Source organism: Burkholderia sp. Bp9016, assembly GCF_003857765.1.
Classification (GTDB): Bacteria; Pseudomonadota; Gammaproteobacteria; order Burkholderiales; family Burkholderiaceae; genus Burkholderia.
The window spans coordinates 31937-54568 of sequence record NZ_QTPY01000011.1 but is presented as its reverse complement, the minus strand read 5'-3'; the positions used below and the strand labels follow the sequence as shown (position 1 = coordinate 54568).

At 68.1% G+C, this 22632-nt stretch carries 17 protein-coding genes and 1 riboswitch; of the genes, 5 read left to right on the top strand and 12 right to left on the bottom strand.

Annotated features, from left to right (window positions below; genetic code table 11):
• Window positions 1–113 precede the first annotated feature (113 nt).
• A complete protein-coding gene (gene pepN / locus DIE13_RS15200; RefSeq protein ID WP_124827955.1) occupies window positions 114–2807 on the bottom strand; it encodes an aminopeptidase N in 2694 nt (897 codons plus the stop codon).
• A 186-nt stretch (window positions 2808–2993) separates the two neighbouring features.
• Here pepN and DIE13_RS15190 point away from each other — a divergent pair, with 186 nt between their 5' ends.
• A complete protein-coding gene (locus DIE13_RS15190) occupies window positions 2994–3698 on the top strand; it encodes a DUF4136 domain-containing protein (protein ID WP_124827953.1) in 705 nt (234 codons plus the stop codon).
• A 58-nt stretch (window positions 3699–3756) separates the two neighbouring features.
• Here the strand turns inward: DIE13_RS15190 and DIE13_RS15185 are convergent, their stop codons facing one another.
• From DIE13_RS15185 to DIE13_RS15145, 8 genes are all read right to left on the bottom strand, one after another.
• Window positions 3757–4329: a TMEM165/GDT1 family protein gene (locus DIE13_RS15185; protein WP_098549432.1), complete on the bottom strand. Its 573-nt coding sequence runs from the start codon at window positions 4327–4329 to the stop codon at window positions 3757–3759.
• A 78-nt stretch (window positions 4330–4407) separates the two neighbouring features.
• Window positions 4408–4545, bottom strand: a riboswitch (yybP-ykoY riboswitch).
• 89 nt (window positions 4546–4634) lie between these two features.
• Complete coding sequence (gene guaD, locus DIE13_RS15175) at window positions 4635–5951, bottom strand: guanine deaminase (protein ID WP_124827952.1); 1317 nt, start codon at window positions 5949–5951, stop codon at window positions 4635–4637.
• Entirely contained in the window at window positions 5948–6340 is a 393-nt protein-coding gene (locus DIE13_RS15170; protein ID WP_124827951.1) for a hypothetical protein, read from the bottom strand. Before DIE13_RS15170 ends, guaD begins: the two co-directional genes overlap by 4 nt.
• Window positions 6341–6368: 28 nt before the next feature.
• Window positions 6369–7394, bottom strand: coding sequence for an adenosine deaminase (locus DIE13_RS15165; RefSeq protein ID WP_124827950.1), 1026 nt, complete (start codon window positions 7392–7394; stop codon window positions 6369–6371).
• A gap of 18 nt (window positions 7395–7412) precedes the next feature.
• Window positions 7413–8417 carry a xanthine dehydrogenase accessory protein XdhC gene (xdhC, locus tag DIE13_RS15160; RefSeq protein ID WP_124827949.1) on the bottom strand — a complete coding sequence of 335 codons (1005 nt, stop codon included), beginning with the start codon at window positions 8415–8417 and terminating at the stop codon, window positions 7413–7415.
• A 612-nt stretch (window positions 8418–9029) separates the two neighbouring features.
• Window positions 9030–9542 (bottom strand): disulfide bond formation protein B, encoded by a 513-nt coding sequence (locus tag DIE13_RS15155; protein ID WP_124827948.1) that lies wholly within the window; start codon window positions 9540–9542, stop codon window positions 9030–9032.
• Between the two features lie 149 nt (window positions 9543–9691).
• Window positions 9692–11068: an amidase gene (locus DIE13_RS15150; protein WP_124827947.1), complete on the bottom strand. Its 1377-nt coding sequence runs from the start codon at window positions 11066–11068 to the stop codon at window positions 9692–9694.
• Between the two features lie 7 nt (window positions 11069–11075).
• Window positions 11076–11756 carry a GntR family transcriptional regulator gene (locus DIE13_RS15145; protein ID WP_124827946.1) on the bottom strand — a complete coding sequence of 227 codons (681 nt, stop codon included), beginning with the start codon at window positions 11754–11756 and terminating at the stop codon, window positions 11076–11078.
• Between the two features lie 279 nt (window positions 11757–12035).
• Here DIE13_RS15145 and DIE13_RS15140 point away from each other — a divergent pair, with 279 nt between their 5' ends.
• The 3 genes from DIE13_RS15140 to DIE13_RS15130 all read left to right on the top strand — a co-directional run bounded on the left by DIE13_RS15140 (window position 12036) and on the right by DIE13_RS15130 (window position 15681).
• Entirely contained in the window at window positions 12036–13214 is a 1179-nt protein-coding gene (locus DIE13_RS15140) for a gamma-glutamyl-gamma-aminobutyrate hydrolase family protein (protein WP_124827945.1), read from the top strand.
• A gap of 164 nt (window positions 13215–13378) precedes the next feature.
• Window positions 13379–14023, top strand: coding sequence for a DUF2968 domain-containing protein (locus tag DIE13_RS15135; protein WP_124827944.1), 645 nt, complete (start codon window positions 13379–13381; stop codon window positions 14021–14023).
• A gap of 362 nt (window positions 14024–14385) precedes the next feature.
• Window positions 14386–15681 (top strand): MFS transporter, encoded by a 1296-nt coding sequence (locus tag DIE13_RS15130; RefSeq protein WP_124827943.1) that lies wholly within the window; start codon window positions 14386–14388, stop codon window positions 15679–15681.
• A 98-nt stretch (window positions 15682–15779) separates the two neighbouring features.
• Here DIE13_RS15130 and DIE13_RS15125 read toward each other — a convergent pair whose 3' ends face one another.
• On the bottom strand, window positions 15780–17618 hold the full coding sequence (locus DIE13_RS15125) for a tetratricopeptide repeat protein (protein WP_175796307.1): 1839 nt from the start codon (window positions 17616–17618) through the stop codon (window positions 15780–15782).
• Window positions 17619–17748: 130 nt separating this feature from the next.
• Here DIE13_RS15125 and DIE13_RS15120 point away from each other — a divergent pair, with 130 nt between their 5' ends.
• Complete coding sequence (locus DIE13_RS15120) at window positions 17749–19404, top strand: FAD-dependent monooxygenase (RefSeq protein ID WP_124827941.1); 1656 nt, start codon at window positions 17749–17751, stop codon at window positions 19402–19404.
• Window positions 19405–19414: 10 nt separating this feature from the next.
• On the opposite strand, the gene DIE13_RS15115 is transcribed toward DIE13_RS15120, so the two are convergent.
• Both DIE13_RS15115 and fdhF read right to left on the bottom strand, forming a co-directional pair.
• Entirely contained in the window at window positions 19415–19666 is a 252-nt protein-coding gene (locus DIE13_RS15115) for a formate dehydrogenase subunit delta (RefSeq protein WP_124827940.1), read from the bottom strand.
• A 7-nt stretch (window positions 19667–19673) separates the two neighbouring features.
• Window positions 19674–22625 (bottom strand): formate dehydrogenase subunit alpha, encoded by a 2952-nt coding sequence (gene fdhF / locus DIE13_RS15110; RefSeq protein ID WP_124827939.1) that lies wholly within the window; start codon window positions 22623–22625, stop codon window positions 19674–19676.
• Window positions 22626–22632 lie beyond the last annotated feature (7 nt).

Below are 22632 nucleotides of genomic sequence, written 5' to 3'. Positions count from 1 at the left end.
GTACGGCTCCGACCCCGCCCGCGCTCACGCAATCATTCAAGCAATAAAAAAACCGGCGCCGCAACGGGGCGGCGCCGGCTTCGTCGCGCACAAGCGCGATCCGACAGTGCGCGTTACGCGAGTGCTTTCTCGACGATCTCGCGCACGTCGCGCGATTTCGCACCGGCGGCGACCTGCTCGAGCGCTGCGCGCATCCGGTCGCGCAGCGCCGGCGTGAAGCGGCGCCACAGTTCGAGCGAGCGTGCGAGGCGCGCGGCGACCTGCGGGTTGATCGCGTCGAGCGCGAGCACCTGTTCGGCCCAGAATGCGTAACCGGAGCCGTCTGCCGCGTGGAATTGCGCGGGGTTCGCCGCGCAGAAGCTGAAGATCAGCGAGCGTGCGCGGTTCGGGTTCTTCAGGTTGAACGCGGGATGCGCCATCAGCTTGCGGACCTTCGCGAGCGTCGGCCGGGCGGGCGTGCCGCGCTGGGCGGCCTGCATCGCGAACCACTTGTCGATCACGAGCGCTTCCTTCTCGAAGCGGCGGTAGAAGTCGTCCAGCGCACGTTCGGCCGCATCGTTCGCCCCCGAGGCCGCAGCCGACAGCAGCGCGCCGAGCGCGGCTGCGCGATCGGTCATGTTGTTTGCGTCGTCGTACTGAGCGGTCGCGGTGCGCACGGCGTCGGCCGGATCCTCGAGTTCGGCGAGATACGCCAGCGCGAGGTTCTTCAGCCCGCGGCGGCCGGATGCTTCGGGGGTCGGCTCGTAGGCTCCCGGCGTCTGGTGATTCTCGTACGCGGCGAGCCACTCGGCGCGCAGCGCGGTCGCGAGCTGACGGCGCACGAACTGGCGTGCGCGGTGCACGGCGGCCGGATCGGCCTCGGCCATCTGGTCGGCCAGGTAGGTTTCCGACGGCAGCGTCAGCGCGAGTTCGCGGAACGCGGGCGACAGGCTCGCGTCGGTCAGCACGCGGCGGAACGCTGCGACGAAGTTCTCGCCGAGCCTGAGCGGTTCGTTCGCGGCGGCGCGCGCGGCGAGCGTCAGCAGCGCGCGCGTCGCGAGCCGCTGGCCTGCCTCCCAGCGGTTGAACGGGTCGCTGTCGTGCGCGAGCAGGAACGCGAGGTCGTCGTCGCTGTAGTCGTACTCGACGATCACCGGCGCGGAGAAATTGCGCAGCAGCGACGGCAGCGGCTGCTCCGGCACATCGACGAACGTGAATGTCTGCTCGGCATCGGTGAAGTCGAGCACGCGTGTCGTGCCCGTCGCGGCCGCTTCGCCGTCGAGCTGCAACGGCAGGTCGCGGCCGTCGCGACCGATCAGGCCGATCGCGAACGGAATCAGGAGCGGCCCCTGCTGGGTCTCGCGCGCGGCGGCCGACGCATCGCCGTAGCCTTGCGCGAGCGTGACCGTGTAGCGGCGCGCGGCTGCGTCGTACGCGGTGCGTACCGACACGCGCGGCGTGCCGGCCTGGCTGTACCAGCGCTCGAACTGCGCGAGGTCGCGCCCGTTCGCGTCGGCCATCGCGTGGCGGAAGTCGTCGCAGGTCACCGCATGGCCGTCATGGCGCTGGAAGTACAGGTCCATTCCCTTGCGGAACCCGTCGCGGCCGAACAGCGTCTGGTACATCCGCACGACTTCCGAGCCTTTCTCATAGACGGTCATCGTGTAGAAGTTGTTGATCTCGACGTAGCTTTCCGGGCGCACCGGGTGCGCCATCGGGCCCGCGTCCTCGGCGAACTGCAGTTGGCGCAGCACGCGCACGTCCTCGATGCGCTTGACCGCGCGGGCCGCCGATTCGACGGCGTCGCCCGCGGCCATGTCGGCCGAGAATTCCTGGTCGCGGAATACCGTCAGGCCTTCCTTCAGGCTCAGCTGGAACCAGTCGCGGCAGGTCACGCGATTGCCGGTCCAGTTGTGGAAGTACTCGTGGCCGACCACCGATTCGATGTTCGCGAAGTCGGTGTCGGTCGCGGTCTCGGGGTTCGCCAGCACGTATTTCGTGTTGAAGATGTTGAGCCCCTTGTTCTCCATCGCGCCCATGTTGAAGTCGCCGACCGCGACGATCATGAAGCGGTCGAGATCGAGCTCGAGGCCGAAGCGCTTTTCGTCCCAGCGGATCGAGTGGATCAGCGAATCCATCGCGTGACGGGTCTTGTCGAGATCGGCCGGTTCGACCCAGACCTGCAGCAGCTTTTCCTTGCCGGAGCCGGTCGTGATCCTCTCCTCGATCGCGACGAGCTTGCCTGCGACGAGCGCGAACAGGTAGCTCGGCTTCCTGAACGGGTCTTCCCATTTCGCGAAGTGGCGGCCGTCGGGCAGCTCGCCCGAATCGACGAGGTTGCCGTTCGACAGCAGTACCGGATACGCGGTCTTGTCGGCGCGCAGCGTGACGGTGTACGACGCCATCACGTCGGGGCGGTCGAGGAAATAGGTGATGCGGCGAAAGCCCTCGGCCTCGCACTGCGTGAAGAAGTTGCCGCTCGACACGTAGAGACCGGACAGCGTCGTGTTCTGGTCCGGCGCGCATGCGCTGTCGAGCGTCAGCTCGAACGCATCGGGCACGTTTTCGACCGTCAGCCCGTGTTCGTGCGCACGCACCGCGCCGTACGGCGCGCCGTCGAGATGTGCGCCGAGGAATTCGAGCGCTTCTCCCAGCAGTTCCAGATGCGGGGCGGGCGCCGCGTCCGGATTGCGGCGCACGCGCATCGTATTCCTGACGATCGTACGGGCCGGTGCGAGATCGAATTCGAGTGCGACGGAATCGATGAGGAACGCCGGCGGCGTGTAGTCGGCGCGGCGGATCACGGTGGAGGAGGCGTTGTCGGACATGGTCGTCGAGATCGGTGGAGTGGGGATCGGGCCCGCAACGCGGGCCGGGCGAGTCGGCCCATTGTACAAAGGCTTGCGGCCGCGTGCCGGGCGAACTTTTTACCGGTTCCGGCTGTCCGCGTATTATCGGCATCCCGTGCGCTTCGCACGGTGCGACGAACGGGTGACGGATCGACGAGGATCGACATGAAACGCGAATGGATTCAACGCGGTGCGGGCTGGGCGGCGGTGCTGTGCGTGGCGCTGCTGACGGGCTGCACGAGCTACGTGACGACGCAGGTCACGGCCTTCTCCGACTGGAGCGGCAGCGACGCGACACGCACTTATGCCTTCTCGCGTACCGATGCGCAGAAGCACAGCATCGAGCAGGCGACCTACGAGACGATCGTCGCGAACGAGTTGTCCGCGTATGCGTTCCGGCAGGTGCCGACGGCGCAGGCGCGCTATCTGGTCGGGCTCACGTACGGGGTCGGCAGCGATCTCGTGACGGTGCCGCAACCGGTCTACTACGATCCGTGGTTCGTGGGGCCGGGACCGTACTGGCGAGGCGGGCCGTGGGGCCCGTGGGGGCCTTGGGGGCCGATGCCGGCCGGCTACGTCGCGCAGACGTACCAGGTCTTCGACTACACGCTCGGCATCCGGATCACCGAGCGCGCGACCGGCAAGGAGGTCTATAACGTGACCGCGCGCACCACCGGCGACAACGGCGCGCTGATGTATGCGATGCCGTTCCTCGCGCGCAGTGCGCTTGCCGATTTCCCGCTGGCGAACGGCGCGGTCCGCACGGTGCGGCTGCCGGTCGACAAGCGCGGCGGGCCGGCGGTGCCGCCGGCCGCGAACGAGCGTGCGGTGCCGGCCGTGCCGGCATCGGGCGCGGCGGTCGCGAAGTAACGCGCGACCTCGATATCGACATTGGCGCGGCCGCCCGGCCGCGCCGCTCCCGCGTGCGTCAGATCCCGACGCCGAACAAGGCCAGCGCGCCGAGCACGACGAACAGCACGGCCGCGATGCCGTGCACGAGCTTCGTCGGCAGGCGGTGCGCAAAACGGTCGCCCAGCAGGATCGCGGGCACGTTCGCGAGCATCATCCCGAAAGTCGTGCCGGCCACGACGCCGATGTAATCCTGGAAGCGCGCGGCAAGCGCGACGGTCGCGATCTGTGTCTTGTCGCCCATTTCCGCGAGGAAGAACGCCACGAGCGTCGCGCCGAACACGCCGAGCCGCGAGCGTGTCGCATTGGCTTCGTCTGCATCGAGCTTGTCCGGCACGAGGATCCACAACCCCATCGCGATGAACGAGAACGCGAGTGCCCAGCGCATGATCGACGGCGTGACGAGGACGCCGAGCCATTCGCCGAGCGCACCGGCGAAACCGTGGTTGACGAGCGTCGCGACGAGCACGCCGAGAATGATCGGCACGGGCTTGCGATAGCGCGCGGCCAGCACGAGGGACAGTAGTTGGGTCTTGTCGCCGATTTCAGCGAGGGCGACGGCGCCGGTGGAGATCAGGAAGGCTTGGGACACGTATGGGGTTCCACGGGCCGATGTTGTGCGTGCGAGCGACGATCCGCCGCGCGCCGGGCCCTGAAGCGGCGCGCAGTGAACCATCGGTCTCGCCAGGCCTCGGTGGCTGCGTCCGCCATGGCCGAACGGCCAAGTCTGTTGACGGGCGCCTCCGTCACGATGCGCGCCGGGGGCGCGGGACATCGAGCGGAGCGGCTACTCCCCAATGAGCGGCGAATTCTAGCACGGTGCGCGCCGCACCTTGCGAATCCGGCGGCTCCGGCATGCGCGACAGCGTACGCCGGAGCCGGGTGGGCAAACGGACGTTACGCGGAGGCGCCGCGTGCCGCGCCGCGCTCGTGCACGAGCCGGCCGGCCGCGTACGTGCGGTACACGGCGCGGTCGTCGCCGAGCAGCGCGAACGCGAACAGCAGTTCCTCGAGCGAATCCGCGCGCTTGGTGCGGCGCGCGAGCAACGGCGTCGCCTGCGGGTCGAGCACGACGAAGTCGGCTTCCGTGCGCGGTGCGAGCGTGCCGACGGTGTCGGCGAGATCGAGTGCCTGCGCGGCGCCGGCCGTCGCGAGCCAGAACATCCGCGTCGCGGTCAGGTGGTGGCCCGACAGTCGCGCGACCTTGTGCGCTTCGTTCATCGTCTGCAGCATCGAGAACGACGTGCCGCCGCCGACGTCGGTCGCGAGCGTGACCGGCACGTCGTATTCGCCAGCCTTGTCGAAGTCGAACAGCCCGCTGCCGAGGAAGAAGTTCGACGTCGGGCAGTGTGCGACGACGGTGCGCGTCTCGGCCATCCGGCGGCGGTCCTCGTCGTCGAGGTGGATGCAGTGGCCGTACACCGCGCGCGGACGCAGCAGCCCGTAGCGATCGTAGATGTCGAGATAGCTGCGATGGCCCGGGAACAGCTCGGCGACCCATTTCACTTCATCGACGTTTTCCGCGACGTGACTCTGCACGAACACGTCCGGGTGGCGGCGCGCGAGTTCGCTGCACGCCTCGAGCTGCGCTTCGGTGGAAGTCGGCGCGAAGCGCGGCGTAAGCGCGTACATCTGGCGGCCGTTGCCATGCCAGCGGTCGATCAGCTCGGCGCTGTCGTCATAGCCCGATTGCGCGGTGTCGCGCAGGAACTCGGGGCAGTTGCGGTCCATCAGCACCTTGCCCGCGATCATCCGCAGATCGCGCGCGTCGCTCGCGGCGAACAGCGCGTCGGCCGACTGCTTGTGCACGGTGCAATAGACGAGCGCGCTCGTCGTGCCGCACGCGAGCAGTTCGTCGACGAAGAAATCGGCGACTTCGCGCGCATGTTCCGGATCGCCGAACTGGCGCTCGGTCGGGAACGTGTACTTGTCGAGCCACGGCAGCAGGCCGGGCGCCGGCGACGCGATCATGTCCGTCTGCGGATAGTGGATGTGCGTGTCGATGAAGCCGGGCACGATCAGCTTGCCGCGCAGGTCGTGGACGATCGCGTCGCGCGCGAGCGTCGCGGCGAGCTTCGTATACGGGCCGGTCGCGACGACCTTGCCGTCGTCGACGATCAGGAGGCCGTCGGTCTCGTAGTTCGCGGCCTGGCTCGACTGCGCCGGGTCGTCGTTGAAGGTCAGCAACTGGGAACGGAAAGCGGTTTGCGTCATGACGAATGGTCCTGCATCAAGGTAAGGCGAACAGAAGAAAACGGTCGGCGCCGGGCGCGCGACAGGATGGATGGCGCGGCTGGCGCCCGAACACGGCGACGATGCTCGACTGGCACTGGCGCGAAGCCTGACGTGTTGCGAGCCGCGATTGCACCCACGAGCGCAGCGGCCAGGACAGCCGGCACATGACGGCCGGCCGGCTGCGCCGCGATTGCAGTGGCAATCGTGACCGGCGCGGCAACGGACGGCACGACGCGCCGCAACGGCAGGCGTCCGCGAGCGACGGCGGACAGCCCCGTCGCCATGCCCGTCAGCACGCGCGGTGCCCGGGCGGCGCGGCGAAGTGCCGGGCCGGTCGTCGCGAAGCGGATGTCGTTGCGGGGTTTCATCTGTCTGGTGAACCTCGATGCCGGCGCGTTACGCGGCCTGCCAGTACGTATCGAGACGCGCGATCAGCGCGTCGCGCTGCGAGGCGTCGACGAACGACGCCTCGAAGCCGTTGCGGATCACTGCGTGCACTTCGGCGTCCGTCAGTTGCAGCCCGTCGACGGTGGCGAAGTAGTTGTCGTTGACGTAGCCGCCGAAATAGGCCGGATCGTCGGAATTGATCGTCACCGCGACGCCGCGATCGAGCAGTGCCTTCAGCGTGTGCTTCGCCATGTCGTCGAACACGCATAGCTTCAGGTTCGACAGCGGACACACGGTGAGCGCCGTGCGGGTGCGCGCGAGGCGTTCGACGAGTGCCGCGTCCTCGATGCTGCGCACGCCGTGGTCGATCCGGTCGACCTTCAGCACGTCGAGCGCTTCGTAGATGTAGGCGGGCGGGCCTTCCTCGCCCGCATGCGCGACGAGCTTCAAGCCGAGCGCGCGCGCCTTCTCGAACACGCGCGCGAACTTCGACGGCGGATGGCCGAGTTCGGACGAGTCGAGGCCGACGCCGATCAGACGATGGCGATAGCGCTCGAACAGCGGCAATGCGGATTCGAACGTCGCGAGCGCGTCGTCTTCGGACAGGTGGCGCAGGAAACACAGGATCAGCTTGCTCGACAGCCCGCGCTGCTCGGCATCGGCGAGCGCGCGGTCGATGCCCGCGACGACCGTTTCGATCGGCACGCCGCGTTCGGTGTGCGTCTGCGGATCGAAGAACAATTCGGTGTGGACGACGTTGTCGGCGAGCGCGCGTTCGCAGTACGCGGCCGTCATGTCGTAGAAATCCTGCTCGGTCAGCAGCACGCTCGCGCCGGCGTAGTAGATGTCGAGGAACGACTGCAGGTCGGTGAACGCGTACGCGGCGCGCAGCGCGTCGATCGAGTCGTATGCGAGCTTCACGCCGTTGCGCTGCGCGAGCGCGAAAATCAGTTCGGGCTCGAGCGAGCCTTCGATATGGATGTGCAGCTCCGCCTTCGGTGCACGGGCAATCTTGTCCTTGAATGTCGGGGTCATGGCGTTGTTCTTGGTCGGTCAGAATGTAGGGGAAGCTTGCGCGGGCGCATTCGCTTCGACGGCCTGCAGCAATTGCGCGGCCACCGAGATCGCGATCACTTCTGGCGCCTTGTCGATGATGCCTTCGACGCCGATCGGGCAGCGCATTCGCGCGACCTGGGCCGGGTCGATGCCGATCGCGGCGAGACGATGATCGAACTGCACGCGCTTGGCGTGCGAGCCGGTCATCCCGAAGTACGCATAGTCGCCGCGTCGCAGGATGCGCTCGGCCAGCACGAAATCGAGTGCGTGGTCGTGCGTCATCACGACGAAGTACGCGTGCGGCGGCGCTGCGTCGACGGCATCGGCCGGGGCGGCGAGCGCGTCGATCGCGAGATTGCCGATGCCGGCGAGTGCGTCGGCCGGCGGGAACGCCGCATCGGGCCCGTCGATCCAGCGCACGTGGCACGGCAGCGTCGCCAGCACTTTCACGAGCGCGGTGCCGATGTGCCCGGCGCCGAACAGCACGACGGGGAACGCATACGGCGCGATCGTTTCGGTCATCAGCGACACGCCGCCGGTTTCCCACAGCAGGCAGTCGGCACGCGCCGACTGCGATTCGGGTTCGCTCAGCAGCGGCGCGCCCGGCGAGGGGCCGAATGATACGCTACGCACGGTCGCGGCGCCCGCCGTGACACGCTTCGCGAGCGACATGATCCAGCCGAGATCGCCGACGTCGAGCCGCTCGAACGCGAGCACGACCGCGCCGCCGCAGCACTGGCCGAGGCTCGGGCCGAGTGCGAGCCGTTCGAGCCGGCGTGCGTGGGGGACGTGTGCGCCGTCCTTCAGCAGATGCCGCGCGATCTCGATCGCCTTCCATTCCAGATGACCGCCGCCGATCGTATGGCGGGCCGTGTCGCGCGTGACGAGCATCTTGGTGCCGGCCTCGCGTGGCGCGGAGCCGTCGGTGTGCGCGACCGTCACGAGCACGGCCGCTTCGCCGTGCGCGAGCAGTTGCTGCAGATCGCCGAGCCACGCTTCCATCAGCACGCTCCGTTCGGGACGACGCGGCCCGACACGCGGCGCGGGCTGGCGGACGCGGCGGCAACGAGGATGGACGGGAGCGGGCCGGGCCGGCCACACGGTTGATGCGGAGCGGTGGCAATGCGCCGAGGGCGCGCGCGAACGCCGCCGCGGGACGTGCGGACGCCATGAGGGTGACGGATGCGGATGGTTTGCGTTGTCATGATGAATCCAGTCGACATTGCGGATCGGGCGCGCGTTACGCAGGGGGTGAGACCGCCTGGCCTCGCGCACGTAGATCGCCATCCAGCCACCAAGATAGCACCGCAAAGCGACGGGAACATCGCCGGACGGTGATCCGGGCTATCAGACGGCGATCATGTCGATCATAGGCCCGCCGCGCGGGATCGGGGTGCCGATGCGCGTACATCGGGCGGAAACGTACGTGTGGCGGGGCGCGAGCGCGATGTCGTGCGATGCGCGTTCGCCCGGACATCCGGGCGGCGGCGGGGGGAGGTGTTTACGCGCGGCGCGCAGAATGCGCGCCGCCCGGGACGCTGCCGGCACTGCCGGGCGAGCGGGAGCCGGCTGCGCGCCGCCGACCGGTTGGACGGGGCCGCGCATCGCGGACGGTCAGCCTGCGAGCTTGCGGCGATGGCGCCAGAGGCTCGACACGACGGCGATCAGGATCACTGCGAAGCCGATCAGCGCCCAACCGGGCAGCAGGATGCCGAAAATCGGCGGGTAGACCGTCTCGCACAGGCCGGCGACCTTGAACATCCCGGGGAACCAATGTGCGGGCGGCAGGCTGTCGACGATCGGCTGCAGCGTGTCGAAGCCGCAGCTGAAGCCCGGATTCATCTGGATCGACAGATGTCGTGCGGCCGTGCCGACGCCGGCGGCCGCGGCGATCGCGACCAGCAGCTCGAGCACCCAGATGCCGCGCCAGTTGCGCATCCCGGCGGCCAGGAACGCGAAGATCCCGATCGCCGCGAAGAAGTAACGCTGGATGATGCACAGCGGGCACGGGTCTTCGTTCTTCACGTATTGCAGGTACAGCGCACCGGCCAGCAGGGCGATGCACACCCATCCGAGCAGCATCAGCAAGCGGCGTTCACGGCGGAGGGCGAGCGTGTAGTCGTTCATGTCGGCGGGATTCCTGTCGTTGGTCGGTCCGATGATCAATCGCGCGATTTTAGCGCGAACGATCTGGCACGAAACTGACGGCGCACCTGCGGCACCCCGCCGCACGTGTTGCATGCGCCGCCCGGGCCGCCGTCATTGCGCTTGCGAGGTTACCGGATCGTGTTCAGCACGGCCTCGACCGACTGGCCGATCGCGAGCAGTGCGTCGTCGCGATGCGGCGCGGCGGCGAGCATCAGGCCGACCGGCGCCGTATCGCGCGGATGGCATGGCAGCGACAGCGCGCACGCGTCGAGGAAGTTGAATGCGCTCGGGTTGCGCAGTATCAGCGCGTTGGTGCGCGTGAATTCGGTATCGTCGGCTTCGAGATCGGCGATGCGGGGCGGCACGACTGGCACCGTCGGCGTGACGAGCGCGTCGAAACGCGCCCAGACCGTGTGCGCCGCTTCGTCGAGCATGGCCGCGCGCGCGGCGAGCAGGTCGAGATAGTCGGCCGCGCTAGCGGGTTCGCCCTTCAGGATGCGCGACAGTACGCGCGGGTCGTATTGGTCGCGATGCTGCGCGAGCAGCGGACGATGCCACGCGTATGCCTCGATCGGCGAGAAGCCGAAGCGGTTGATTTCCGGCAAGCGGTCGAGCGCCGAAAAGCGCACTTCCGTGACGATCGCGCCGGCGGCTTCGAGGTGCTTGAGCGACGCGTCGAGCGCGGCGGCGACGTCGGCATCGACGCCATCCGTCACATAGTTCGTCAGCACGCCGAGGCGGACGCCTTCGAGCGGCCGCGCGGCCGGCACATGCGGCTCGAGGCCGGCGAGCATCCGGTCGACGAGCGCGCAGCATGCAACGGTCAGGCCGATCGGTCCGAACGAGTCGAGCGTGGTCGACAGCGGCACGCCGCCTTGCGTCGGAATCCGGCTCGCGGTCGGCTTGAAGCCGGTGAGCCCGCATAGCGCGGCCGGAATGCGGATCGAGCCGCCCGTATCGGTGCCGAGCGCGACGGCGGCCATCCCGTCGGCGACCGATGCGGCCGCGCCGGACGACGAGCCGCCCGAAATGCGCGCATCGCCCGGCACGTCGCGATGGTACGGCGAGCGCGGGGTGCCGAAGTGCGGATTCAGCCCGAGCCCCGAGAACGCGAATTCGCTCATGTTGGTGCGGCCGACCAGCACCGCGCCCGCGCGCTTGAGCCGCGCGACGGCGACCGCATCGGCCTTTGCGGGCGGCGCTCCGTCGAGCACGCGCGAACCGGCGCGGGTCACCTGGCCCGCGACGTCGAACAGGTCCTTGACCGACACGGGGATCCCCGCGAGCGGCGACAGCACGGTGCCGGCGGCGCGCAGGCGATCGTGCGCATCGGCGGCCGCGCGTGCGTTGTCGGCGTCGACTTCGGTGAAGACGGCGGCGCCCTGGCCGGACGGGGCGGCGATCCGGTCGAGGGCAACGTCGACGAGCTCGCGGCTCGTGGTCCGGCCGGCGGCGAGGTCGGCGGCGAGCTGGGCGAGCGGAGGGAAGGGCGTGAAAGTGGTCATGAGCGGCTCAGGGGCGAAGATGTTGGACAAGGGCGGCGCGAAACGAAGCGATATGGCGTTCGACGGCCGTACGCGCACCGGCGGCGTCGCGCGCCGACAGCCGCTCGAACAGTTCCCGGTGTTCGCGCTGGACATCGGATAAATGGTGCGGCTCGGACAGCGTGACGAACCAGAAGCGCAGCGAGCGTTCGTGCAGCGCGCGCAGGACTTCCGCGAGGACCGTGTTGCGGGCCGCCGCGGCGATCGCCTGGTGAAACGCGCGGTCGAGCTCCATCATGCCTTCGACGTCGTGCGTGTCGACGCACGCCTGTCCGTCGTCGAGCAGCGCGGCCATGCGCGCGAGATCGTCGGGCGTCGCGTGGCGCGCCGCGAGTTCGACGCAGTGCGCTTCGTTGATGCGCCGCACGTCGATCACCGACACGATGTCGTCGAGCGACAGCGGCTGGACCATCAGTCCCTTGCGCGGCATCACTGACAGCAGTCCTTCGAGCACCAGCCGGTGCACGGCCTGGTGCACGGGCGTGCGTCCGATGCCGGTGCGCGCGACGAGGTCGGCTTCGTTGAGCGCGGCGCCCGGCTTCAGCCGCATTGTGATGATGTCGCGCTGGATCAGCGCGTAGGCGCGATCGGCGAGGCTGGCCGCCGAGGCGGAGGGGCGGTCGCGGAGCGCGTCGGTCAGGGCGTTCATGCGGACGGCGGCGCGGCGGCCGGGCGGGGCGCGATCATGGCGCGGGAATCGGGAGCGTGGACGATCCGTGAATATTATTGTGATATATCACTGGTGTCCAGTGTGTGCCTCGGAGGGATCAGGCCGCCGCCCTATAAGGGCCGGGATGGTTGTGCTGCCGCATGCGACGACTTGCAACAATATCGACAGGATGTTGCAGGTTTGCCGCGCGATCGTGCACTGAAGCATAATGAATCCTCGTCAATCCAATACGCGCGAGCGACGTACCAGACCATCGTCATGAGCGAAAACACGCCTCCCCCGGCCGGTCTGCCCGGCACCTCTTCCGCTTCTTCCGATTCCCCCCGCTCCGATCCGGCGAAAATGCCCGCCGCGCAGGCTGCTGCTGCGCAGAACGTGGCCGAGGACGGCGCATCGCCGGTCACGGCGGCGTCGGAGCCGGGCGCACCCGGTGCGACGGGCGCCACCGCTGAAGGCAATGCGGCAACGCCGAAACCCGGTGCGCCGCCGCCCGGCTTCGGCGCGCCGCCCGATTTCGATACGCCGCGGCCGCCGCCTGCGAGCGCGCAGAATGCGCCGCCGGCCTATCTGAAGCACAGCGACACGCCATGGTCGGTATTCGGCCGGATCGTCGCGGCGCGTGCGCGCCGGCTGTTCGACCGTGCCGGGCAGCGCATCACGCAGCGCACGTTGCGCATCGGCGTGTCGGCGCGGATCTTCCACCCGGAACCCGGCGCGAAGGGGCTGCGCGGCAAGACGCTGCAGTATCTCGAGGAATCGATCGCACACTGGGTGATGTCGCGCGACGTGCTCGTGTTCATGATTCCGACGGTCGGGCATCAGGGCATGCTGCATCCGAGCAACATCCGCCTGCGCGACTACGCGAAACATCTCGACGGCCTGTTGCTGCAAGGCGGCGCGGACGTGTCGCCGCAAACCTATGCGGCGTCGGATGCGCGTCCCGAATGGCCGGGCGACCGTGTCCGCGACATGTACGAGCTCGAGCTGTTTCACGAATTCGTCGAGTCCGGCAAGCCAGTGCTCGGCGTGTGCCGCGGCTGCCAGTTGATCAACGTCGCGTTCGGCGGCTCGCTGTACCAGGACATCGCGACCGACGTGCCGACCGCGAATCCGCACGTGAGCGAGCATTACGACCAGCATCGCCACGCGATCCGCTTCCCCGACACGTCGTCGCTCGCGAGCATGTTCCCCGGGCGCAGCGAGGCGATCGTCAACTCGATCCACCACCAGGCGATCCGCGATCTCGGCCGCGATCTGAACATCGAGGCCGTGTCGGCCGGCGACGGGATCATCGAGGGCATCCGCTACCGGCGCGCGCCGTTCGTGGTCGGCGTGCAATGGCACCCGGAGTTCCATCGCGCGGGCGGCGCCGAACTGCTCGACTGCACGCCGCTGCTCGATGCATTCCTGCGCGCGGCACGCGAAACCCGTCTGTAGCAGGTGCTGGCGTTGCATCGCCGGAAGGCCGGCCGCATCCCGTCATGTTCGGGATGCGCCGTCTGGTTTTGAACGATAATCGCGAGTTCCGATTCGTTCGCCGGAGTCTGACGTTGGCCTTCCGAAATTTCCCTCCCGCACGATGCGCAACGTGGATCGTGGCGATGGCTGCCTGCGCATACGCGAGCGCCGCGTGGTCCGCCGACGCGTCCGCGCCCGCGGCAGGCACGCGCCCTGCGGTCACGAGCCTGAGCGGCGATGCGGCACCGGCTTCGGCGTCGTCCGCGACGGACGCCAGCACGCAAGGCAACGTCGCCGAACTCGCGCAGATGCTGCACGGCGGGCGCCTCGTCGAGATGCGCACCACGTACAACGGCAGCTATGGCGCGAGCCTGATGTTCGATCCAGACGAGATGACGTATTACGTCGCGCTGTTCCAGGACAAGCATCTGTGGCGCGTGATCAAGTCGCAGGAAAGGAATCGCGCGGAGATGGTGTATGCGAACTTCGTCCAGCAGACGGTCCAGCTCGCGGACGTCGAGATCCGGCGCACCGAATTGCAGGCGCAGAAAGCGTTTCTCGAGCGCGTGATTGCGCTGCAGGCGACGCGCGCGCAGCAACTGCAGGCCGATCTGAGCGTCGCGCGCAGCCAGCAGGCCCAGGTCGCGCAGCGGCAGAAGTCGGCGCAGGAACAGACCCAGGCGCTGCAGGTCGAGAAGCGGGCGGCGCAGATCCAGTTGCGCGATCTGCAGGAGCAGGTGCGAAAACTCGAGCGGCAGGCCGAAACGGGATTGCCTGCGAGCAAGTGACGATACGCCGGTCCGACGGAGCGGCGGAGGGGCGAAACCCGGCGATGCATGCTTCGCCGGGTTTTTTAACGGGCGGTTGCCAGCGGTCGGGTGGCAGGGCAGCCGCGATGTCCGGTCGAAATCTGCGGACGGCGTGCCGGCTGTCGGGGCGACGCATACGAGCTGAAGGAAACCACGGCAACTGCAGGCTGGGTACAAGGCAATTGTCGGCTTCGCGTGGCATCATTTGCGAACGATGCCGGCACGCACCGATGCGCGACGTGCTGCCGGCTGACAGCGATGTCCGTGCCCCCGATCGGCGCGACACGCATCGTCGGATCCACGCGGCGCGGAGCTTGCGCCATCCGAGCTGAGAGAAAAACATGACCACCACCTCACACGCCGTCGAGCAGGAATCGAAAGTCCGTACCGTGTTCCGGGTCGTCAGCGGCAACTTCCTGGAAATGTACGACTTCATGGTCTATGGGTATTACGCGTCGGCCATCGCGAAGACATACTTTCCGAGCGGCAATGCGTTCGCGTCGCTGATGCTGTCGCTGTCGGTATTCGGCGCGGGCTTCCTGATGCGGCCGGTCGGCGCGATCGTGCTCGGTGCGTACATCGACCATCACGGCCGCCGCAAGGGGCTGATCCTGACACTCGGGCTGATGGCGCTCGGCACGCTCGCCGTCGCCGCGGTGCCCGGCTATGCGACGATCGGCGTGCTCGCACCGGTGTTCGTGCTGCTCGGCCGGCTGCTGCAGGGCTTTTCGGCGGGTGTCGAGCTCGGCGGCGTGTCGGTTTACCTGTCCGAGATCGCGACGAAGGGCCACAAGGGGTTCTATACGTCGTGGCAATCGGGCAGCCAGCAGGTCGCCGTCGTGTTCGCCGCGTTCGTCGGCGTGCTGCTGAACCGCGCATTGCCGGCCGAGGACATGAGCGCGTGGGGCTGGCGCATTCCGTTCCTGATCGGCTGCCTGATCGTGCCGTTCCTGTTCCTCATCCGGCGTTCGCTGAAGGAGACCGACGAGTTCCTCGCCAAGCGCCACCGTCCGACGATGGGTGAGATCATGCGTTCGATGCTCGAGAACTGGGGCGTCGTGATCGCCGGTATGGGGATGGTGATCATGACGACGGTGTCGTTCTACATGATCACCGCGTACACGCCGACGTTCGGCAAGGAAGTGCTGCACCTGTCGTCGCTCGATGCGCTCGTCGTGACCGTCTGCGTCGGCCTGTCCAATCTCGTCTGGCTGCCGCTGTCCGGCGGACTCTCGGACCGTATCGGTCGCCGCCCGGTGCTGATCACGTTCACGGTGCTCACGCTGCTGTCGGCTTATCCGGCGGTGCAGTGGCTCGTCGCGGATCCGTCGTTCCTGCGGCTGCTCGCGGTCGAGCTGTGGCTGTCGTTCCTGTACGGCTCTTACAACGGCGCGATGGTCGTCGCGCTGACCGAAGTGATGCCGGTCGACGTGCGCACCGCCGGTTTCTCGCTCGCATACAGTCTTGCGACGACGATCGGCGGCTTCACGCCTGCGATCTCGACGCTGCTGATTCACCAGACCGGGAACAAGGCCGCGCCGGGGCTGTGGCTGAGCGTCGCTGCGATTTGCGGGCTGATCGCGACGCTCGTGCTGTATCGCACGCCCGAGTCGCGCAACCAGTACAAGGCGGCCTGACATCGCAGGCGACGCATCGGCGCATCGTGGTGAATGAAAAAGGGAGCGCAGTTCATTGTGCGCTCCCTTTTTTCGTATGCGATCGGGCGCTCGGGCATTCAGCCGTCGCGCAGCGCGGCGGCGACCGCCGTCGCCACGTCGAACCATTGTCCCGGCGCGGGCTGACGGACGAGCGTGGCCTGCGGGTACCACGGGCAGTCGTGGCCAGTGAACCAACGCCAGTCGGCAGCGAACGGCAGCATGATCCACAGCGGCTTGCCGAGCGCGCCTGCGAGGTGCGCGACGGCCGTATCGATCGTGACGACGCCGTCGAGCCGCTCGATCAGCGCGGCCGTGTCGGCGAAATCGTTCAGGCGGCCGTCGAGACGATGCACGCGCGGGTGCGCATCGACGCGTGCCCGTTCGTCGTCGTCGAGCGCCGGCTGCAGCACGACCCAGTCGATGTCGGGCAGCGCGAGCAGCGGCGCGAGTGCGTCGAACGGCATCGAGCGGTTTTCCTGCGCCTGCCGGCGCCCCGACCACGCGAGGCCGAACTTGCGCTTCGACCGCCCGCCAAGCGAGCCGCGAAAGCGCCGGCGTGCGCTGTCCGGCGCGCCGAGGTAGCGCGTGTCCGCGACGATCTCGGCCGGCTGCAGCCCGAGCAGGAACGGCAGGCTCATCAGCGTGCATGCGACGTCTGCGGCCGGCAGTTTCGCGGCGCCCTGTGCGACGAGCGCCACGCGCCAGCGCGCGGCGGCCGGCGCGAGCAGCGCGACGAGTTCCGGTTGCACCTCGAGCACCACGCGGGCGCTACGCGCGCGCGCCAGCGGCACGAAGCGGACGAACTGCAGCGTGTCGCCGAACCCCTGTTCCGCACGGATCAGCAGCGTGTGCGACGCGATCGGCTCGCCTTGCCAGCGCGGCAGCGTGCCGAGCGTCGGTGCGCCTGGCGTGTCGTGACGCGATTCGTAAGCGGGCAGGCCGCGGGTGAAGTCGCCCAGCGTCAGCAGCGTGACTGCGCGGTGCAGTTGCGCGAGCTTCAGGTCGGGCGCGACGCGCAGCGCCTGGTCGAATGCGCGCAGTGCCATTTCGTGCGCACCGAGCGCGTGATGCGCGTTGCCGAGGTTCAGCCACGCGAGACCGAATGACGGATCGAGTCCGACCGCGCGTTCGTAGTAGGGCAGCGCGTCGCGCTGGCGCGCCTGCGCGCTCAGTGCGTTCGCGAGCCCGAAGAGTGCGAGCGGAAACGGCGGATGCAGTGCAAGCGCGGTTTCGAATGCGGCGGCGGCTTCAGCGTGACGGCCGATCGCCTCGAACGTATTGCCGAGATTGAAATGCGCGGCGACGAAACGCGGTTGCGCGGCAATCGCGGCCTGGAAGTGCGCGATCGCGTCGTCGGCCCGGCCCATTGCGTTCAGCGCCATCGCGAGATTGTTGTGCGCGCCGGCGTGTCCTGGCCGCAGCTCGAGTGCGCGGTGGAATGCGGCGAGCGCGTCGTCGTGACGGCCGAGCGCGTTCAGCGCGTTGCCGAGATTGTTGTGGATCGATGCATCGTCGGGCGTAAGCCGAAGCGCGCGGCTGAATGCGTCGACGGCATCCTCGTGGCGTTGCAGCGCCGCATACGCGTTACCGAGGTTGTAGTGCGCGAGCGGAAATTCGGGCGCGAGCGTCAGCGCGTTGCGAAAGCGGTCGATCGCTTCGTCGAGCCGGCCGAGGGCCTTCAGCGCGTTGCCGAGGTTGAGCTGCAGTGCGGCGTCGCCCGGGCGCAGCGCGACCGCGCGCCCGACGAGATCGGCCGCCTCGGCATGTTGCCCCTGCTGATGCCGCAGCACGCCGAACAGATGGAGTGCGTCGGCGTCGGCGGGGTTGGTGGCGAGCGCGGCACGGTAGCCGTGCTCGGCCTCGGCGAGGTGGCCCGCGCGGTGCGCGGCGTACGCTCGGTCGAATGCGGAATCCATGACGCGAAAACTGACGGAAAGCGCGTATTTTCCCACACTGCGCGGGGCCGCCCCAGATTGGCAGGTCGGCATATGGCCCCGTCACGCGGAGCGGCGTAGACTTGCAGGATCGCGTGTCATCGAGGTTCTCATGGCTGACACACTGCTCGACATTCCGCCCGTGCTGATCGTCGGCGCCGGGCCGACCGGCCTTGCCGCCGCAATGAGCCTCGCGCGGGCTCGCGTGCCGGTGCGCATCATCGACCGGCTCGCCATGCCCGCGCCGTATTCACGAGCGATCGGCATCCAGGCGCGCACGCTCGAATTGCTGGAGCAGCATCGCGCGGTCGAACCGTTCCTCGCGCTGGGCCATCGCGCGCATGCGGCCGCGCTGCACGCGGACGGCCGCGTGATCGCGCGGCTCGATTTCGACCCGCTGCAAACGCGCTATCCATATCTGCTGTTCCTCGACCAGAGCATCACCGAGCGACTGCTCGCCGAGCATCTCGCAGGGCTCGGCGTGACAATCGAGCGTGGCGTCACGCTCACAGCGTGCGACGCGGGCGGCACGTCGCTCGACGTGAAGATCCGCGGCGTCGACGGCCTCGAACAAGCGTTCGCGCCGTCATACCTGATCGCCGCCGACGGCGCGCACAGCACGGTACGCCATCTGCTTGGCCTCGGCTTCGCCGGGCATGCGTTCGAACAGACTTTCCTGCTCGCCGATTTCGCGGCGATACCCGACTGGCCGGAAGAGGAGATCCACCTGTTCACCACGTCCGCCGGCATCGCGGCGCTGTTCCCGATGGGCGGCGGTCGCTTTCGGCTCGTCGCCGACCGGCCGCCCGGCAGCGATGCATCGCCGGAGACGTCGACGCCGTCGCTCGCGGAATGCGAGGCGATCGTCCGCGCTCGTGTGGGCGCGTCGATCTCGCCGAGCGATCTCGCATGGTCGTCGTATTTCCACCTGCACAGCCGGATGGTCGATCGGCTGCGTCAAGGGCGCGTATTTTTCGCGGGCGATGCCGCGCACGTCCACAGCCCGGCGGGCGCGCAGGGCATGAACACGGGCATTCAGGAAGCGTTCAATCTGGGCTGGAAGCTCGCGCGCGTGCTCGGCGCGGGCTCGCCGGAGCGGCTGCTCGACACGTATCACGCGGAGCGTCATCCGATCGAGCGCGACGTGTTGCGGCAGACTGGCCTCGTCACGCAGATCGTCGAAGCCGACCACGGTGCGATGAAGCTGCTGCGCGATCATGTCGTGCCGCTGCTGGCGTCGTTCGGGCCGGTGCGCGATGCTGTGCGTCGCACCGTCAGCGAACTCGGCGTGCAATATCGCAAAAGTGCGCTCACGCTCGAGCGCGTGCTCGATGGCGGCCCGCGGGCCGGCGAGCGTGCGCCCGATGCGCTCGTACACGTCGTCGACGGGCCGCTCGGTCAGGCACCCGGAACCGCGCGGCTATACGACCTGCACGATCCGGCGAGCTTTACGCTGCTGCTGCTCGAGGAGCCCGTGAGCGGAGAAGCAGGCGAGACAGCCGATGTGCCTCCGATGTCCGCGGATGCGCAGGCGCTCGTGCAGGGGCTGGAGCGGATCATGCCGGGCGCCGTGCGTGCGTGGCGCGTCGCTGATGCCGAAAGCGACGGAGCGGACGGGCTCGCACAGGCATACGGTCGCTCGAGGCCGTCGTTCTACCTGCTGCGGCCCGATGGTTACATCGCGGCGCGCGGCCGCACCGCAACCGATGCGAACGCGCTGCTGCGCCATTGCGAAAGCTGGTTCGCGGGCATGTCGCTGCCCGCGTAGCGGGAGACGTTCAGGCAGGTGCAGCGGCCGGCACGAGCGAAGCGCGATGCGCGGCGATCGCGGCGAGCACGATCGGTGCCGCGCGTTGCGCGGCTGCGCCCGACGGATCGTCGAGTGCGGCGAGAAACGCGCGGCGCATCCGCGGCTCCCAGAAGCGCCGGATATGCTCGGCGATCCCGGTCAGCGCTTCTTCGCGATCGGGCATCGATTCGAAGAAAGCGCCGATCTGGTTGGCCATGTCGATCAGGTGTCCGGTGTCCATCGCGTCCTCACTTGCCTGTCGTCACGGCAGCCTGCGCGCCGGCGCGGCGCTCGAGCAGGTCGAGCTGCTCCGAGTTGAAGCGCGCATACGCACGCTGCCAGTCGGACGGTTGCGCAACCGGCATCACCTGCACGGCCGTCACCTTGTATTCCGGGCAATTCGTCGCCCAGTCGGAACTGTCCGTCGTGATCACGTTCGCGCCCGATTCGGGGAAGTGGAACGTCGTGTACACGACCCCCGGCTGCATGCGCTCGGCCACGAGCGCGCGCAACACCGTATGACCGGCACGCGACTCGATGCCGACCCAGTCGCCGGTCCGGATCCCGCGATCCTCCGCGTCGTGCGGATGGATCTCGAGGCGGTCCTCTTCGTGCCACTGGACGTTTTCGGTGCGACGGGTCTGCGCGCCGACGTTGTATTGCGACAGGATGCGGCCCGTCGTCAGGATCAGCGGATAGCGCTGCGTGACCTTTTCCGGCGTCGGAATGAACTGCGTGATCACGAACCGGCCCTTGCCGCGCACGAACTCGTCGACGTGCATCGTCGGCGTGCCTTCCGGCGCCTGTTCGTTGCACGGCCACTGAATGCTGCCCATCGCGTCGAGCTTCTCGTACGACACGCCCGAGAAGGTCGGCGTGAGCCGCGCTATCTCGTCCATGATTTCCGACGGATGCGTGTAATGCATGTCGTAGCCGAGCGCCTGCGACAGCAGCAGCGTCACTTCCCAGTCCGCGTAGCCGGCGAGTGGCGGCATCACCTTGCGCACGCGCGAGATGCGGCGCTCCGCGTTCGTGAACGTGCCGTCCTTCTCGAGGAACGTCGAACCCGGCAGCAGCACGTGTGCGTATTTCGCGGTTTCGTTCAGGAAGATGTCCTGCACGACGATGCATTCCATCGAGGACAGCGCGGCGGCGACATGCTGCGTGTTCGGGTCCGACTGGACGATGTCCTCGCCCTGGCAGTAGAGCCCCTTGAAGCTGCCGTCAAGCGCTGCGTCGAACATGTTCGGAATGCGCAGCCCCGGTTCCGGTTGCAGCGTGGCCGACCATGCCTGCTCGAACTGCGTGCGTACGACTTCGTCGCCGATGTGCCGGTAGCCGGGCAATTCGTGCGGGAACGAACCCATGTCGCACGAACCCTGCACGTTGTTCTGGCCGCGCAGCGGATTGACGCCGACGCCTTCGCGGCCGATGTTGCCGGTCGCCATTGCGAGGTTCGCGATGCCCATCACCGTCGTCGAACCTTGCGCGTGTTCGGTCACGCCGAGACCGTAGTAGATCGCGGCGTTGCCGCCGGTTGCATAGAGGCGCGCGGCTTCGCGCACCAGAGCAGCCGGCACGCCCGTCACGTCCGCGGTCGCTTCCGGCGAGTTCTCGGCACGCGACACGAACTCGCGCCATTGCTCGAACGCACGCGTCTCGCAGCGCTCGGCAACGAATGCGTCGGCGACGAGCCCTTCGGTGACGATCACGTGCGCGAGCGCATTGACCATCGCGACGTTGGTGCCGGGCCGCAGTTGCAGGTGATGCGTGGCCTTCACGTGCGGGCCGTCGACCACATCGATGCGGCGCGGATCGATCACGATCAGCTTCGCGCCTTCGCGGATGCGCCGCTTCAGGCGCGAGCCGAACACCGGGTGGCCGTCGGTCGGGTTCGCGCCCATCACGACGATCACGTCGGCGTGGCCGACAGACGCGAAAGTCTGCGTGCCGGCCGATTCGCCGAGCGTCGTCTTCAGGCCATAGCCGGTCGGCGAATGGCACACGCGGGCGCAGGTATCGACGTTGTTGTTGCCGAACGCGGCGCGCACGAGCTTCTGCACGAGGTAGGTTTCCTCGTTCGTGCAGCGCGACGACGTGATGCCGCCGATCGAATCGCGGCCGTACTTCTGCTGCAGCTTGCGGAACTGCGTTGCCGCGTAGGTGAGCGCTTCTTCCCAGCTGACTTCGCGCCACGGATCGGTGATCTTCTCGCGGATCATCGGCTGCGTGATGCGGTCCTTGTGCGTTGCATAGCCCCACGCGAAGCGTCCCTTTACGCATGCGTGGCCTTCGTTCGCGAGGCCGTTCTTGTGCGGCGTCATGCGCACGACCTGCGTGCCCTTCATCTCCGCCTTGAACGAGCAGCCGACGCCGCAGTACGCGCAGGTGGTGATGACCGAATGCTCGGCCTGGCCGAGCTGGACGACGGACTTTTCCTGCAGCGTGGCGGTCGGGCAGGCGGCGACGCAGGCGCCGCACGATACGCATTCCGAGGCCATGAACGATTCGCTTTCGCCGGCGGCGACGCGCGATTCGAAACCGCGCGCGGCGATCGTCAGTGCGAACGTGCCTTGCGTTTCCTCGCACGCGCGTACGCAGCGGTTGCACACGATGCACTTCGACGGATCGTATGTGAAGTACGGATTCGATTCGTCCTTGGCGTCGCGAAGGTGATTCGCGCCGTCGAAGCCGTAGCGCACTTCGCGCAGCCCGACGACGCCCGCCATGTCCTGCAGCTCGCAGTCGCCGTTGGCCGGGCAGGTGAGGCAGTCGAGTGGGTGATCGGAAATGTACAGCTCCATCACGTTGCGGCGTAGCGACTGCAGCCGATCGGACTGCGTGCGCACCTTCATGCCGGCTTCGGCCGGCGTCGTGCACGACGCCGGATAGCCGCGCCGGCCTTCGATTTCGACGAGGCACAGACGGCAAGAACCGAACGGTTCGAGCGAGTCGGTCGCGCAGAGCTTGGGGACGTTGACGCCTGCTTCGATCGCGGCGCGCATTACCGACGTGCCGGCCGGCACCGTGACCGGCTGGCCGTCGATTTCGAGCGTGACGTCGGTGTCGGCATGGCGTTGCGGCGTGCCGTAGTCGGTATCGTCCAACGGATCGAGCGCGCGCGCCTGTGCGGCGCTCTTGCACGCGCATTGGCCCGAGCCGCAGCTGCCTTGGCGGACGTTGTTCGTGTCGAGTGACATGCAGGGC

Coding starts and splice junctions, on each gene's coding strand:
- DIE13_RS15135 (WP_124827944.1), top strand. CDS start 13,379: ATGGCTGCCTGCGCATACGCGAGCGCCGCGTGGTCCGCCGACGCGTCC.
- DIE13_RS15115 (WP_124827940.1), bottom strand. CDS start 19,666: ATGGACACCGGACACCTGATCGACATGGCCAACCAGATCGGCGCTTTC.
- DIE13_RS15170 (WP_124827951.1), bottom strand. CDS start 6,340: ATGAAACCCCGCAACGACATCCGCTTCGCGACGACCGGCCCGGCACTT.
- pepN (WP_124827955.1), bottom strand. CDS start 2,807: ATGTCCGACAACGCCTCCTCCACCGTGATCCGCCGCGCCGACTACACG.
- fdhF (WP_124827939.1), bottom strand. CDS start 22,625: ATGTCACTCGACACGAACAACGTCCGCCAAGGCAGCTGCGGCTCGGGC.
- DIE13_RS15120 (WP_124827941.1), top strand. CDS start 17,749: ATGGCTGACACACTGCTCGACATTCCGCCCGTGCTGATCGTCGGCGCC.
- DIE13_RS15125 (WP_175796307.1), bottom strand. CDS start 17,618: ATGGATTCCGCATTCGACCGAGCGTACGCCGCGCACCGCGCGGGCCAC.
- guaD (WP_124827952.1), bottom strand. CDS start 5,951: ATGACGCAAACCGCTTTCCGTTCCCAGTTGCTGACCTTCAACGACGAC.
- xdhC (WP_124827949.1), bottom strand. CDS start 8,417: ATGGAAGCGTGGCTCGGCGATCTGCAGCAACTGCTCGCGCACGGCGAA.
- DIE13_RS15140 (WP_124827945.1), top strand. CDS start 12,036: ATGAGCGAAAACACGCCTCCCCCGGCCGGTCTGCCCGGCACCTCTTCC.
- DIE13_RS15145 (WP_124827946.1), bottom strand. CDS start 11,756: ATGAACGCCCTGACCGACGCGCTCCGCGACCGCCCCTCCGCCTCGGCG.
- DIE13_RS15130 (WP_124827943.1), top strand. CDS start 14,386: ATGACCACCACCTCACACGCCGTCGAGCAGGAATCGAAAGTCCGTACC.
- DIE13_RS15150 (WP_124827947.1), bottom strand. CDS start 11,068: ATGACCACTTTCACGCCCTTCCCTCCGCTCGCCCAGCTCGCCGCCGAC.
- DIE13_RS15155 (WP_124827948.1), bottom strand. CDS start 9,542: ATGAACGACTACACGCTCGCCCTCCGCCGTGAACGCCGCTTGCTGATG.
- DIE13_RS15190 (WP_124827953.1), top strand. CDS start 2,994: ATGAAACGCGAATGGATTCAACGCGGTGCGGGCTGGGCGGCGGTGCTG.
- DIE13_RS15165 (WP_124827950.1), bottom strand. CDS start 7,394: ATGACCCCGACATTCAAGGACAAGATTGCCCGTGCACCGAAGGCGGAG.